Raw genomic sequence first — 13737 nt, 5'->3', positions numbered from 1 at the left:
ATTGGCATTGAACATAGTGCACGCTGTTGAGTTCTCAAGAATCGGACACATCCCGCCTCCACACCAGAACGGTGCTTCACAACGGAAGTGATCGAAGATAATGTTGCTTGCGTCATACGCGTCTTCTCGGTAGACTAGGAGAAGTTTCTTTCTCCCTGTCGCCGTGGCAACTTGTATAACTTAGCACATCCGCAGGCCGTGTCAAATTCGGCTTCTTCGCGATGTCGTCACGCTCGTAGGCGCTCCGACGTTGCTCGGTTCAGGACCTGAGTCCTGCGCCGGGCGGCGAAGTTGCTGGATCCGAGGGATCCTGCGAAGGCTTTACATCCGTGCGGCAGACCTGCTCCGAAAAGCTGTCTTGCCGAGTGGATGGTCCCGATTGAGGCCGGGACGTAGGAGCTGCTGCTCTTTCCGTTTCCCTGCGGCCTTTGTGGCGACTCGGAATAAGTTACGCAGCGATCGCGGTGCTGTCAAACGACGGGCCGAAATCGCACATCCCGGGCGTGTCGGGATCGGGGGTCCTCCCCGTCGGCGCCCGGTTCCGCGGGCGGATCCGGGGTCCGAGCCGGCTGCATCGGACCGAGGCGGGCACCCGCGCGCGCGGGATCCGACTCCACCGAGTGGAAGGACCCTCCCCGGAAACGACGAGGAGCGCGCGGCCCGGATCGCTCCGGTACCGCGCGCTCCTCGAGGGGATGCCGGGACTACGCCCCGATGCCGACCGCCTCGGGGGAGACGTCCGCACCGGAAGCCGAGGGCTCGAGCGCCTCGGCGACGCGCTGCGAGAGCGACGAGTCGACGTTCGCCCAGTACTGGAGCACGCGCTGCCGCAGCTCCGGACGGGTGACCTTCGACACGTGGCCGGCGATGTTCGCGACCAGGCGGGCGCGCGCGTCGTCGTCGAGGACCTCGCGGTAGAGCGTCCCCGCCTGACCGAAGTCGTCGTCCTCCGGGTGGAGGGTCGCCGCGGCGCGCGTCAGCTCGCCGTCGGTCTCCCAGCCGGCCGACTCCGCCGCCCGGGCGGGATCGGCGTGGGCGCCGCCCATCGTGTTCGGCGCGTAGACGGGCACCTCGGACTTCTGGAAGTCGAACCGCATGGGGCCGTCCTTCGAGTACGAGTGCACGGGCGACTTCGGCGCGTTCACCGGCAGCTGCGCGTGGTTGGTCCCCACGCGGTAGCGGTGCGCGTCGGCGTAGCTGAAGATGCGCGCGAGGAGCATCTTGTCGGGGCTTGCCGCGATCCCGGGCACGAAGTTCGAGGGGGCGAACGCCGCCTGCTCGATCTGCGCGAAGTAGTTCTCGGGGTTCCTGTCGAGCGTCATGGTGCCGACCTGGATCAGCGGGTAGTCCGAGTGGGGCCAGACCTTGGTGAGGTCGAACGGGTTGAACCGGTAGCTCTTCGCGTCCTCGTACGGCATGACCTGCACGGACAGCGTCCACGAGGGGAAGTCGCCGCGGTCGATGGCGGAGGACAGGTCGCGGATGTGGAAGTCCGCGTCCTCACCGGCGATCTGGTCGGCCTGCTCCTGGCTCAGGATCTCGACGCCCTGATCGGTCTTGAAGTGGTACTTGACCCAGAAGCGCTCGCCGGCGGCGTTGATCCACTGGTAGGTGTGCGAGCCGAAGCCGTCCATGTGCCGCCACGAGGAGGGGAGGCCGCGGTCGCCCATGAGCCATGTGACCTGGTGGGCCGACTCGGGCGAGAGGGTCCAGAAGTCCCACTGCATGTCGTGGTCGCGCAGGTGGCTGCCGGGCAGGCGCTTCTGCGAGCGGATGAAGTCGGGGAACTTGATGCCGTCGCGGATGAAGAAGACGGGGGTGTTGTTGCCGACGAGGTCGTAGTTGCCCTCGCTCGTGTAGAACTTCAGCGCGAAGCCGCGGGGGTCGCGCCAGGTGTCGGGCGAGCCCTGCTCGCCGGCGACCGTGGAGAACCGCGCGAGCATCTCGGTCTCGACTCCGGGCTGGAAGAGCGCGGCACGCGTGTAGGCGCTGACGTCGGCGGTGGTGGTGAAGCGTCCGAAGGCTCCGCCGCCCTTGGCGTGGACGACCCGCTCCGGGATGCGCTCGCGGTTGAACTGGGCCAGCTTCTCGACGAGGTAGTGGTCGTGGAGCGCGAGGGGTCCGTCGGCTCCGACGCTCAGCGAGTGGTCGTCACTCGCGACCGGTGCTCCGGAGTTCGTGGTGGTGAATCGTTCCTCGGTCATGTTCCTCCTGTCGGCGAGGGGCACGGGGCCCGCCGCTGCGGTGTAGCGGATGTCGGTCAGTGGGCCAGGGCCAGGCAGTCGGGGCAGGTGCCCCAGAACGTGACGTCGGCGGTGTCCACGGCGAAGCCGCTCGCGGTCTGCGGATGCAGGCACGGCGCCTCCCCGACGACGCAGTCGACGTCGGCCACGGCCCCGCAGCGCCGGCACACCACGTGGTGGTGGTTGTCGCCGACCCGCAGCTCGAACCGGCGGGGGTGGCCCTCCGGCTCGATGCGGCGGACGATCCCGGCGTCGGTGAACGCCGAGAGCACTCCGTAGACCGCCTGGGCCGAAGCCTCGGGGAGGCCCTCGCGCACTCGGGCCAGGACCGCGTCCACCCCGGAGTGCGGGTGCTCCTCGAGAGCGAGGAGCACCGCGCGCCGGGTGGCGGTGACCTTGAGCCCGGAGGCTCGGAGCCGCTCGTCCACTGTCGTCATGCCGAGGACACTACCCGAGTTGTCTTGAGCGGATCAAAACAACGGGCGGCGTGGCGCGCTCGTCCGGGTGAACGGCCGGGAACGCTCCGGCGGCCACGCGGAGGCTCCGATCAGGCGACCGGACCCTCGACCAGCACGACCTGGGCGGAGCGGGCGGCGCCCGCGGAGTCGGTCCACGAGATCGTCACCGACTCCCCGGGCTCGCGCTGCGCGAGCGAGGCGGACAGCTGGTCGGCCGAGGCGACGGTGACCCCGTCGACCGCGGTGACGACGTCCCCCGCCTCGAGGCCCGCCTGCGCGGCCGGCCCGCCCTCGACGACTCCGCCGATCACGGCGCCGGACGCGGTGGTCGCGAGCGCGCGCGAGGTCGGCGACGCGGTGCCGGAGGAGAGGGAGACGCCGAGGAAGGCCGGATAGCCGATCTCGACGGTGGCCGTGTCGGCGCCCGCCTCGATGGTGGCCACGATGTCCAGGGCCTTCGAGATCGGGATCGCGAAGCCGGTGATGTCGACCGTCCCGCTGGAGGCGGCGGTGTCCATCCCCACGACGCGGCCGGCGGAGTCGACGAGCGGGCCGCCGGAGTCGCCGGAGACGATGTCGGCGTCCGTCTGGATCAGCCCGGTCAGCGTCTCGGCGGAGATCCCCGACTCGGAGCGGGTGGTGATCTGCTGATCGAGACCGGTGACCGTGCCGGTGGCGGCGACCAGGTCGCCCGTCCCTCCTGCGTTGCCGACGGCGGTCACGGTGTCGCCCACAGCGACCCCGTCCGTGTCGAGCGAGGCGGGGGTGAGGCCGGAGGCGTCCTCCAGCTGCAGGACGGCGACGTCGTTCGTCGCGTCGGTGCCGACGACGCGGGCGGTGTAGCTGCGGCCCGTCGACTCCACCGTGACCGAGATCGCGGTGGCGCCCTCGACGACGTGGTTGTTGGTGAGGATCATGCCGTCGGAGGTGAGGATCATGCCGGTGCCGGCCGAGCGGGCGCCCTGGTAGGTGAGCTCGGAGGTGATCGTGACGACGCCGGCGGTCTGCGCGGTGCTCGCGGCCACGGCGTCGGTCGCGCCGGTGGCCGGCTCGGCGGCGGAGGAGCCGCCCTGCGTCGAGCCGTACGGGGAGGAGCCGCCCTGCGTCGAGCCGCCCTGCGTCGATCCGCCCTGCGTCGATCCGCCCCAGGAGGGGACGATCACGTACCCGCCGCCGAAGGATCCCCGCGAGCCGCCGGGGTAGACGATCGTAGCGGCGCCGGCCGAGGCGGAGGAGGCCGCCTCGGTGCGGCCGGCGGTGGCGACTCCGCCTGCTGTCACTCCGATCAGCACGGCGAGGCCGAGGCCGCCGGCGATCAGCGCCCGACGACGACGACGACGGTCGTCCGCGCGCAGCGCGCGCACCTCGTCGGCGCCCGTCGCCTCGGTGATGGCGGGCTGGTCGGTGAGTTCTCGCTCGTCGGATTCGTGTCGCTCGTTCATGGTGTCGTCCTCGTGCCGGGGCCGCCCCTGACGGCGACCGGTTCCCATTCCACGCCCGGCCTCCCCGCGCCGCCTGGACGATGCTTATGCGGTTCCTATGAGCGCTCGCCCCTCTGAATGGTTGTAGCTTCAACCAAAAGCGGGTAGCGTCTCCGCCGTGACCACCTCCTCCCCCGACCTGCTCGCTCCCGACACCGCGATGGGCGCGGTGACCCTCCGCGTCGCCGACCTCGACGGGATGATCGCCTACTACCGCGACGCCGTGACGCTCGAGCTGCTCTCGCATGACGGACCGGTCGCGGTGCTCGGCCGCGGCGGAGTGCCGGCCGTGATCCTCCAGCACGCGCCCGAGCTGGTGCACGCCTCGCCGCGCAGCGCAGGCCTCTTCCACACGGCGATCCTCTTCGAATCGGAGGCGGCGCTCGCCGCGGCCGTGTACAGCGTCGCGACCCGGCACCCCGGCTCCTTCACCGGCAGCTCCGACCACCTGGTCAGCAAGGCCTTCTACTTCGACGACCCCGAGCACAACGGCGTCGAGCTCTACTGGGACCGCGACCGCACGCAGTGGTCGTGGACGCACGGGCGGATCGAGATGAGCACGCTCTTCCTCGACCCGAACGCGTTCCTGCAGGAGCACCTCACCGAGGAGTCGATCGCGCAGCCGCGCCTCGGCGGCGCCTCCGTCGGCCACGTGCACCTGAGCGTGGGCGACGTCGCCACCGCGAAGGAGTTCTACGTCGACCGGCTCGGCTTCGAGACGACGATCGCGTACGGCGGGCAGGCGCTCTTCGTCTCGGCGGGCGGCTACCACCACCACATGGCGATGAACACCTGGAACTCGGCGGGCGCCGGACGCCGGCAGCAGGCCCTCGGCCTCGGACAGGTCGAGATCGTGGTGCCCGGCGCCGACGACCTCGGCGCGCTCGGCGAGCGGCTGGCCCGCTCCGGAGTCGCCACCCGCGACGACGGCCGCACCCTCGCCTTCGAGGACCCCTGGGCGAACGCGATCCGCGTCACGACCTCCTGAGCGCCGCCGACCGCGGGGACCCCCGCGGGTACGATGGTCGCGCGGAAGACCGCACTCCCCCGAGACTCCGGAGAACACGGTGCCCACGATCGTCGTTGAAGTCATGCCCAAGGCCGAGCTGCTCGACCCGCAGGGGAAGGCCGTCGCCGGCGCGCTCGCGCGGCTGGGCCACTCCGCCCTCCACGGCGTGCGGGTGGGCAAGCGCTTCGAGATCACCGTCGACGAGGTGACCGACGAGGTGCGCGCCTCGGTGCAGCGCATCGCCGACGAGATGCTCTCGAACTCGGTGATCGAGGACGTCGTCGGGATCCACTACCCGGCGGAGGCCGCCCGATGAGGATCGGCGTCATCACCTTCCCCGGCTCGCTCGACGACCGCGACGCCCAGCGCGCCGTCCGGTTCGCGGGCGCGGAGCCGGTCGCGCTGTGGCACGGCGACCACGACCTCGACGGCGTCGACGCGATCGTCCTGCCGGGGGGCTTCTCCTACGGCGACTACCTGCGCTGCGGCGCCATCGCCTCCCACTCCCCGATCATGCGCGAGGTCGTCGACGCGGCGAACGCCGGGACCCCGGTCCTCGGCATCTGCAACGGCTTCCAGATGCTCACCGAGGCGCACCTGCTGCCCGGCGGCCTGATCGCGAACGACATCGGATCCTTCGTCTGCCGCGACCAGCGCCTGATGGTCGCGAGCACCGAGACCGCCTGGACGAACGGCTTCGAGCCCGGCCAGGAGATCACGATCCCGCTGAAGAACGGCGAGGGCGGCTACATCGCCTCGGCCGACACGCTGCTCGAGCTCGAGGCGGAGGGACGCGTCGTCGTCCGCTACCTCGGCCACAACCCGAACGGCTCCATGAACGACATCGCCGGCATCAGCAACCGCCGCGGCAATGTGGTGGGGCTCATGCCGCACCCGGAGCACGCCGTCGAGGAGGGCTTCGGGCCCGACACGGCCGCCGCGATGCGCTCGGGTGTGGACGGGCTGACGTTCTTCACGTCGGCGCTGAAGTCGCTGCTCGCCTCCGCCTGACGCATCCGGTCCGGGCGGCTCCGCCCGCCCGCGACGCACGAGACCCCCGGTTCCGGCCGGGGGTCTCGTGCGTGATGGGCGATGTTCGCGGCGCCGCTCAGGGCCCCGTCAGGACCTCGGGCTCGGGGGTCATCGAGATGGTGGGGATCGAGGCGGTGATCACGGTGCCGTCGGAGCGGCGGGTGCCCTCGATGTCGGACGTGGTCGGCGCGCCGTGCAGGCGGCGGCCCTGGTGCGTGAGCGGGACGCGCACGGGGCTGCCGGCGGCGACGTGCACGCGCTCGTCGCGGACGGTGATCGCGGCGGAGTCGCCGGTCTCGACCGTCAGCAGGACCTCGGTCTGCGTCACCTCGACGCGCACGCGCGTGCCGTGGAGGGTGATGCGGAAGGCGAGGCGGTCCCAGTCGTCGGGAAGGCGCGGATCGAGCGTGATCCGGCCGCCGTGGTCGCGCATCCCGCCGAAGCCGTAGACGAGGGCGCTCCAGACGCCGCCCGTCGAGGCGACGTGGATGCCGTCCGCGGTGTTGCGGTGCAGGTCGGCGAGGTCGACGAACAGCGCCGACAGGAAGTAGTGGCGGGCCAGGTCGCTGTAGCCGACCTCGGCGGCGATGATCGACTGCACGACGGCCGAGAGGGTCGAGTCGCCGGTGGTCAGCGCGTCGTAGTACTCGAAGTCGGCACGCTTCTGCTCGGCGGTGAACTCGTTGCCCTGCAGCAGCAGCGCGAGCACGACGTCGGCCTGCTTGAGCACCTGGAAGCGGTAGATCACCAGCGGGTGGAAGTGCAGCAGCAGCGGGCGCTTGCTCGCGGGGGTGTTCTCGAGGTCCCACAGCTCCTTCTCGAGGAAGGCCGCGTCCTGCGGGTGGATGCCCGCCCGCGCGTCGAAGGGGATGTGCATCTTCTCGGCGGCGCGCGCCCACTCGAGCACCTCGCCCTCGTCGAGAGCGAGGCGGTCGGCCATCCGCTCGTACGCGGCGGGCTCGACGGCCTTCAGCAGCTCGACGGCGCGGGCGGCCGAGCGGAGGTTCGCCCGGGCCATGACGTTCGTGTACAGGTTGTCGTTGACGACGGTCGTGTACTCGTCCGGCCCCGTCACTCCGTGGATGTGGAAGTGGTCGTCGCCGTTGCTGCGCCAGAAGCCCAGATCGGCCCACATCCGCGCGGTCTCGACGAGGATGTCGATCGCTCCGCGGGCGAGGAAGTCGTCGTCGCCCGTGGCACCCACGTACTGCATGAGCGCGTAGGAGATGTCGGCGTCGATGTGGTACTGAGCGGTGCCGGCGGCGTAGTACGCCGACGACTCCTGACCGTTGATGGTGCGCCAGGGGAAGAGCGCGCCGCGCTGGTTGAGCTCGGAGGCGCGCGCCCGGGCGGCCTCGAGCATGTTCTGCCGGAAGCGCAGGGCGTTCCGGGCGACGAGGGGCGCCGTGTAGCTGAGGAACGGGAGGACGTAGACCTCGGTGTCCCAGAAGTAGTGGCCGCCGTAGCCGGAGCCCGAGACGCCCTTGGCCGCGACTCCGCCGCCGTCGGTGCGGGCGGTGGACTGGGCGAGCTGGAAGAGGTTCCAGCGGGTGGCCTGCTGGATCGCGGGCTGGCCGTCCAGCTGCACGTCGGAGCGGGTCCAGAAGTCGTCCAGCCACTCGCGCTGCTTGACGAACTGCTCCTCGACCGGCGTCTCGCGGGCGCGGTCGAGCGTGCGGTCGCAGCGGTCGGCGAGCTCGCGCACGGGCACGCCGCGGGAGGTGTGGTAGGTCAGCGTCTTGACCAGGCGGACCGGCCGGCCGGCCTTGGCCTTCACGCGGTAGACGTGCTTGGCGAGGTCGTCGTCGATCTGGGAGGTCTGGTCCCACTCGTTCTCGGTCTCGAGCTGGTGCTCGGCGCCGCAGGCGACGGTCATCTGGGAGTTGGTGGTCCGGTAGCCGAGGAGGTAGCGGGTGCCGCTGACGCGCTTGAGGCGCGGCTGGAGCACGCGGTCCTCGAACGACTCCGCCTTGCGCGGGTCGAAGCCGGCGCCCTCGCTGCCGGAGGGGGCGTGGTACTCGTCCACGCCGTCCTGGCGGTTGAGGATCTGGCTCGAGATCAGCACGGACGCGTCGTGGTCGAGCATCTCGACCTCGTAGTCGAGGATCGCGAGGTGCCGGTCGGTGAACGAGACCAGGCGGCGCGAGCGGATCAGGACGCGCTTGCCGGAGGGGGTGCGCCACTCCAGCTCGCGGGTGAGCACGCCGTTCGCGAAGTCGAGGCGGCGCGAGTAGGCGAGGACGTCGGCCTCGCTCAGCACGAAGGGCTCGTCGTCGACGTAGAGGCGGATGATCTTGGCGTCCGGCACGTTGACGATGGTCTGGCCGACGCGGGCGAAGCCGAACGCCTCCTCCGCGTGGCGGATGGGCCAGGTCTCGTGGAACCCGTTGATGAAGGTGCCGTAGGCGTAGCCGTCGCGCCCCTCCTCCACGTTGCCGCGGAGGCCGAGGTAGCCGTTGCCGGTGGCGAAGAGCGTCTCGGTGCGGCCCTGCAGCTCGGAGGCGAACTCGGTCTCGACGAGGGCCCACTCGTCGATCGGGAAGCGGTTCCGGTCGAGCGGGTCGGAGGTGATGGGGTTCATGCGGCGTCCTCGGGGGCGGGAGCGGTGGGGAGGAAGGGGAGCAGCTCGGCCAGGTCGTCCACGACCAGGTCGGCGCCGTGCTCGAGCAGGGTGTCGGCCCCGACTCCGCGGTCGACGCCGACGACGAGGCCGAAGCCGCCCGCGCGGCCTGCCGCGACTCCGGAGTGCGCGTCCTCGAGGACGGCGCACTCGGCGGCCGGGAGGCCGAGGAGCTCGGCCGCGTAGAGGTAGGTGTCGGGCGCGGGCTTGCCGGCGATCGAGCGCTCGGCGGCGAGGAGCCCGTCCACGACGACCTCGAAGCGGTCGCGGAGGCCGGCCGCCTCGAGCACCGGCACGCCGTTGCGGGAGGAGGTGACGACGGCGACCTGCACGCCCGCGGCGATCGCGGCGTCGACGAAGCGGAGCGAGCCCGGGTAGGGAGCGACGCCGGTCTCGGCGAGGGTGCGGTTGAAGGCGTCGTTCTTGCGGTTGCCGAGCCCGCAGACGGTCTCGAGCGACGGGTCGTCCTCGGGCGCGCCCTCGGGGAGGGTGATGCCGCGCGAGGCGAGGAGCGCCCGGACGCCGTCGTACCGCGGGCGTCCGTCGATGTACCGGAAGTAGTCGGCGTCGGTGTAGCCCTCGGCGATCCCGCGCGAGGAGAGGTACTCCGTGAACAGCCGCGACCAGGCCTGCATGTGGACGTCGGCGGTCGGCGTGAGCACGCCGTCGAGGTCGAACAGGAGCGCGCGGACGCCGCGGAGGGCGGAGGCGTCGGGGCGCGTCGGGGATGCAGTCACGGCGGGGAGGACCTCTGATCGGGGGCAGGCGTTCGGCGGTTCCGCCGATGACGGTCGTCCGCCGCGGACTGCAGGTATCGTATACGCCCCCCGGCCGCCGTGTGGAACCGTTTACACGTCCGTCATCTGCGCGCCGCCGGGGGCGTCGATCCGCTCGGGGGCGAGGCGGTGCCGCCCGAGGGGGAGCATGAGCGGAGTGCCCGAGGTCGGGTCGGTGATGATGCGGCTGTCGAGGCCGAACACGGCGAGCACCGTCTCCTCGGTGAGCACCGCGGCCGGGCTGCCGGAGGCGTGCACCGCGCCGTGCGCGATCGCCACGAGGTGGTCGGCGTAGCGGGCGGCCATATTGAGGTCGTGCAGGACCATCACCACCGTCGTCCCGCGGGTGCGGTTGAGGTCGACGAGCAGGTCGAGCACCTCGATCTGGTGGCTGACGTCGAGGAAGGTGGTCGGCTCGTCCAGCAGCAGCACGTCGGTCTCCTGCGCGAGGGCCATCGCGATCCAGACGCGCTGGCGCTGCCCGCCGCTGAGCTCGTCGACGGAGCGGTCGGCCAGGGCGGCGGTGTCGGTCGCGTCGAGCGCGGTCGCGACGGCCTCGTCGTCGTAGACGCTCCAGCGGCTCAGCATCCCCTGGTGCGGATGGCGGCCGCGGCCGACGAGATCCGCGACGGTGATGCCCTCCGGGGCGATCGGCGACTGCGGGAGGAGGCCGAGCGTGCGGGCGAGCTGCTTCGCCGGCGTCCGGTGCACGGCCCTGCCGTCGAGCAGCACGGCGCCGGAGCGGGGCGCGAGCAGGCGCGACATCGAGCGCAGGAGCGTCGACTTGCCGCAGGCGTTCGCTCCGACGATCGCGGTGATGCGGCCGGGCGGGACGACGAGGTCGAGGCCGTCGACGACGGTCCGGTCGCCGTAGCCGAGGGTGACCCCCTCGGCCGTCAGGGTGTGCGCGGTGGTCACAGTGAGCCTCCCGCTCTGTTGCTGCGGACGATGAGGTAGACGAGGTAGGGCGCCCCGAGGACGCCGGTGACCACTCCGACCGGGTAGCGCAGGCCCAGCCCGAACTGCCCGACGAAGTCGGCGACGAGCACGAGCAGCGCGCCGACGAGGGCCGAGGGGATGAGGAGCGACGCGCCGGGCCCGATCAGGCGGGCGGCGATCGGGCCGGAGAGGAAGGCCACGAACGCGATCGGGCCGGCGGCGGCCGTCGCGAAGGCGATCAGCCCGACCGCGGCGACGATCACGACGAGGCGGGTGGCGTTCACGCGGATGCCGAGCGCGGAGGCGGTGTCGTCGCCGAGCTGCGTGGCGGAGAGGTCGCGCGAGCGCGAGAGCAGGACGGGGGTGAGGACGACGACCGCGGCGAGGACCGGCACGACCTCGCTCCAGCTCGCGCCGTTGAGGCTCCCGGTGAGCCAGCGGGACGCCTCCTGCAGGTCCCACGCGGCGGCCTGCGAGAGCACGTAGGCGGTGAGGGAGTCGAGCATGGCGGCGACCCCGATGCCGATCAGGATCAGCCGGGTACCGGCGACTCCGCTGCGGTAGGACAGGGCGTAGACGAGCAGGGCGACCACGAGTCCCGCGACGATCGCGAGGGCCGAGACCTGCGCGGCCCCGAGCGAGAGCGTCACGATCGCGAATGCCGCGGCGGCGCTCGCCCCGGCGCTGATCCCGATGATGTCGGGGCTGGCGAGCGGGTTGCGGAGCATGGTCTGGAAGCTCACTCCGCCGAGCCCGAAGCACAGGCCCACCAGCAGGGCGAGGACGGCGCGCGGGAGGCGGAGGCGCCCGACGGTGAAGCTCGCCCCGGGGACCTGCTCGCCGAGGATCACGCGGAGCACCTCGTCGGGCGAGTAGACGGTCTGGCCGACCAGCAGGGAGACGGCGAGGACGGCCGCGATCAGGACAGCGAGCACGGCGACGACGATCCGGCGGCGGGCCCCGCGGCGGCGGCGGCCGGCCGCGACGGCGCGGGCGGTGGCGGAGGGCGCCTCGACCAGCGCGGTCACAGCTCGCGCACCTTCTGGCGGCGGACGATCGCGATGAACACCGGGGCGCCGACCAGCGCGGTGACGATGCCCACATCGATCTCGCTCGGGCGCGCGACGACGCGGCCGACGATGTCGGCGGCGATCAGGAGCACGGCGCCGGTCACCGCCGAGAACGGCAGCAGCCAGCGGTGGTCGACGCCGACGAGGAGGCGGCAGGCGTGCGGGACGACCAGGCCGACGAAGCCGATGGGCCCCGTGACCGCGGTCGTCGCTCCGCAGAGCACGACCGCGCCCAGGGCGGCCCCGCCGCGCGCGAGGGCGACCCGCTCCCCCAGGCCCGCGGCGAGCTCGTCGCCGAGCGCGAGGGTGTTGAGGCTCTTGGCCGAGAGAACGCAGAGGACGAGGCCGGCCAGGAGGAAGGGGAGCACCTGCGCGATGCTCGCGGACGTGGCGCCGCCCACTCCGCCGATCTGCCAGGAGCGGATGCCGCCCGCGACGTCGGCGCGCGGCAGGACGATCGCGCTGATCACCGAGACCAGCGCGGCCGAGGTGGCGGCCCCGGCCAGGGCGAGCTTGAGCGGAGTCGCGCCGCCGCGCCCGAGCGACCCGACCGTGTAGACGAAGACCGCGGCGACCGCGGCCCCGCCGATCGCGACCCAGACGTAGGCGGCGGAGCTCGTCAGCCCGAAGAAGACGATGCCCGTCACGACCGCGAGCGAGGCTCCGGTGTTCACCCCGAGGATGCCGGGGTCGGCCAGCGGATTGCGGGTCACCCCCTGCATCAGCACGCCGGCGACGCCGAGGGCCGCGCCCGCGATCGCGGCGAGCACGGTGCGCGGGATGCGCTTGGCGACCGCGGCCTGCGCGAACCCGTCCGTGGACCCGCCGAACGCGGCGACCACGTCGCTCCACGCCACCTCCCGCGACCCCACCAGCACCGAGACCACGGCGGCGGCGAGCAGCACGGCCACGGCCGCGACCAGCCAGAGGGCGCGCAGCCGCCTCGGGCGGCGCACGGCGGCGACGCCCGAGGCGGCGGGAGGAGCGGCGAGGGTCACGCGGGTCGGATCCCGGCTCAGGCGGCCGGAGTGCTCTGCGCGGCCTTGGCGGCGGCCTCGTCGAGCAGGTCCAGGTAGTCGTCGAGGACCCACGAGATCGAGAGCGGCGTCGGGTTGGCGGCGGTGCCGAGCGGGGTGGAGGGCAGGCGCACGATGGCGTCGTCGGCGACCGCGGGGATCTGCGAGAGCAGCGGGTCGGCCTTGAGGGTGCTCACGAGCTCGTCGTCGCCGTAGGTGACGATCACGTCGACGTCGCTGAAGGCGTCGGCCTGCTCGGCGCTCTGCGTGAGCGAGAACTTGTCGGTCGCGGCGGAGGCGGTGGCGATGCTGCCCGGGGTCGCCATGCCGAGGTCCTCGAAGAACGCGGGGCGGGTGTCGTGCGAGGTGTAGAAGCTGACCTGGCTGAGGTCCGTCGGGTCGACGTGGGTGAGGAACATCGCCGAGGTGCCGGCCAGCTGCGGGTGCGCGGCGACCTTCTCCTCGATCTCGCCCTCGAGCTCGGTGATCAGGGCGGCGCCCTCGTCGGCCCTGCCCATCGCCTCGCTGTTCAGCGTGATCATGTCGCGCCAGGAGGTGCCCCAGGCGGTCTCGGGGTAGGCGACGACGGGGGCGATCTCGCTCAGGGTGTCGTAGTCCTCCTGCGTGAGGCCGGAGTAGGCGGCGAGGATGACGTCCGGGTCGGTGTCCGAGACGGCCTCGAAGTCGATGCCGTCGGTCTCGTCGAAGAGGACGGGGGTCTCGGCGCCGAGCTCGTCGAGCTTCTCGCTCACCCAGGGGAGGAGCCCGTCGCCGTCGTCGTCGCCGAAGTTGGCGGCGGCCATGCCTACGGGGACGACACCCAGCGCGAGCGGCACCTCGTGGTTGGCCCAGTTGACGGTCGCCACGCGCTCGGGCGCCGACTCGATGGTGGTGGTGCCGAGAGCGTGCTCGATCGTGATCGGCGTGAAGCCGCTGTCGGCGGCGGCGTCGTCTCCGGCGGCCGAGCCGCTGCAGCCGGCGAGGCCGATCGTCAGCGCGGTGGCGGCGAGCAGGGCGAGGGGCGTGGTGGCGCGGGGCATGGGTCCCTTTCGAGAGGCTGTGCGGGAGGCAGCGCAGGGTCCGAGTGGACCGG

Annotated in this window: 12 protein-coding genes; 3 read left to right on the top strand and 9 right to left on the bottom strand. The window is 72.1% G+C overall.

The window, feature by feature from the left end; genetic code table 11:
• Positions 1 to 704: 704 nt before the first annotated feature.
• The 3 genes from C5C74_RS09115 to C5C74_RS17705 all read right to left on the bottom strand — a co-directional run bounded on the left by C5C74_RS09115 (position 705) and on the right by C5C74_RS17705 (position 4143).
• Positions 705 to 2204 (bottom strand): catalase, encoded by a 1500-nt coding sequence (locus tag C5C74_RS09115; protein ID WP_104351377.1) that lies wholly within the window; start codon positions 2202 to 2204, stop codon positions 705 to 707.
• Between the two features lie 56 nt (positions 2205 to 2260).
• Complete coding sequence (locus tag C5C74_RS09110) at positions 2261 to 2680, bottom strand: Fur family transcriptional regulator (protein WP_104222735.1); 420 nt, start codon at positions 2678 to 2680, stop codon at positions 2261 to 2263.
• 110 nt (positions 2681 to 2790) lie between these two features.
• Entirely contained in the window at positions 2791 to 4143 is a 1353-nt protein-coding gene (locus C5C74_RS17705) for a S1C family serine protease (RefSeq protein WP_219813451.1), read from the bottom strand.
• A gap of 199 nt (positions 4144 to 4342) precedes the next feature.
• Between C5C74_RS17705 and C5C74_RS09100 the strand changes: the two genes are divergently transcribed.
• The 3 genes from C5C74_RS09100 (at position 4343) to purQ (ending at position 6202) form a co-directional block, all read left to right on the top strand.
• Positions 4343 to 5170, top strand: coding sequence for a VOC family protein (locus C5C74_RS09100; RefSeq protein WP_104239376.1), 828 nt, complete (start codon positions 4343 to 4345; stop codon positions 5168 to 5170).
• A 79-nt stretch (positions 5171 to 5249) separates the two neighbouring features.
• The gene (purS, locus tag C5C74_RS09095) at positions 5250 to 5507 is read left to right on the top strand and encodes a phosphoribosylformylglycinamidine synthase subunit PurS (RefSeq protein WP_104222736.1); all 258 of its coding nucleotides are present in this window, start codon (positions 5250 to 5252) and stop codon (positions 5505 to 5507) included.
• Entirely contained in the window at positions 5504 to 6202 is a 699-nt protein-coding gene (purQ, locus tag C5C74_RS09090; RefSeq protein ID WP_104222737.1) for a phosphoribosylformylglycinamidine synthase subunit PurQ, read from the top strand. The genes purS and purQ overlap by 4 nt, the downstream gene beginning before the upstream one ends.
• Positions 6203 to 6299: 97 nt before the next feature.
• Here purQ and C5C74_RS09085 read toward each other — a convergent pair whose 3' ends face one another.
• The 6 genes from C5C74_RS09085 to C5C74_RS09060 form a co-directional block, all read right to left on the bottom strand.
• Positions 6300 to 8804, bottom strand: a complete 2505-nt coding sequence (locus C5C74_RS09085) for a glycoside hydrolase family 65 protein (protein ID WP_104222738.1) — start codon at positions 8802 to 8804, stop codon at positions 6300 to 6302.
• Positions 8801 to 9580 (bottom strand): HAD family phosphatase, encoded by a 780-nt coding sequence (locus C5C74_RS09080; protein ID WP_104222739.1) that lies wholly within the window; start codon positions 9578 to 9580, stop codon positions 8801 to 8803. The genes C5C74_RS09085 and C5C74_RS09080 overlap by 4 nt, the downstream gene beginning before the upstream one ends.
• A gap of 111 nt (positions 9581 to 9691) precedes the next feature.
• Entirely contained in the window at positions 9692 to 10537 is an 846-nt protein-coding gene (locus C5C74_RS09075) for an ABC transporter ATP-binding protein (protein ID WP_104269007.1), read from the bottom strand.
• On the bottom strand, positions 10534 to 11586 hold the full coding sequence (locus C5C74_RS09070; protein ID WP_244230540.1) for an iron chelate uptake ABC transporter family permease subunit: 1053 nt from the start codon (positions 11584 to 11586) through the stop codon (positions 10534 to 10536). The genes C5C74_RS09075 and C5C74_RS09070 overlap by 4 nt, the downstream gene beginning before the upstream one ends.
• Positions 11583 to 12626, bottom strand: a complete 1044-nt coding sequence (locus tag C5C74_RS09065; RefSeq protein WP_104247462.1) for an iron ABC transporter permease — start codon at positions 12624 to 12626, stop codon at positions 11583 to 11585. Before C5C74_RS09065 ends, C5C74_RS09070 begins: the two co-directional genes overlap by 4 nt.
• A 17-nt stretch (positions 12627 to 12643) precedes the next feature.
• Positions 12644 to 13684 carry an iron-siderophore ABC transporter substrate-binding protein gene (locus C5C74_RS09060; RefSeq protein WP_104222743.1) on the bottom strand — a complete coding sequence of 347 codons (1041 nt, stop codon included), beginning with the start codon at positions 13682 to 13684 and terminating at the stop codon, positions 12644 to 12646.
• Positions 13685 to 13737 lie beyond the last annotated feature (53 nt).

Source organism: Rathayibacter sp. AY1E8 (assembly GCF_002931415.1).
Taxonomy (GTDB): domain Bacteria; phylum Actinomycetota; class Actinomycetes; order Actinomycetales; family Microbacteriaceae; genus Rathayibacter.
The sequence above is the reverse complement of the archived record's forward strand: the minus strand, read 5'-3'. Positions and strand labels throughout refer to the sequence as shown.

What these genes read in the sequence shown, in the direction of transcription:
- C5C74_RS17705 (WP_219813451.1), bottom strand. Translation starts at nt 4,143, where the DNA reads ATGAACGAGCGACACGAATCCGACGAGCGAGAACTCACCGACCAGCCC.
- C5C74_RS09100 (WP_104239376.1), top strand. Translation starts at nt 4,343, where the DNA reads ATGGGCGCGGTGACCCTCCGCGTCGCCGACCTCGACGGGATGATCGCC.
- C5C74_RS09110 (WP_104222735.1), bottom strand. Translation starts at nt 2,680, where the DNA reads ATGACGACAGTGGACGAGCGGCTCCGAGCCTCCGGGCTCAAGGTCACC.
- C5C74_RS09060 (WP_104222743.1), bottom strand. Translation starts at nt 13,684, where the DNA reads ATGCCCCGCGCCACCACGCCCCTCGCCCTGCTCGCCGCCACCGCGCTG.
- C5C74_RS09115 (WP_104351377.1), bottom strand. Translation starts at nt 2,204, where the DNA reads ATGACCGAGGAACGATTCACCACCACGAACTCCGGAGCACCGGTCGCG.
- purQ (WP_104222737.1), top strand. Translation starts at nt 5,504, where the DNA reads ATGAGGATCGGCGTCATCACCTTCCCCGGCTCGCTCGACGACCGCGAC.
- C5C74_RS09085 (WP_104222738.1), bottom strand. Translation starts at nt 8,804, where the DNA reads ATGAACCCCATCACCTCCGACCCGCTCGACCGGAACCGCTTCCCGATC.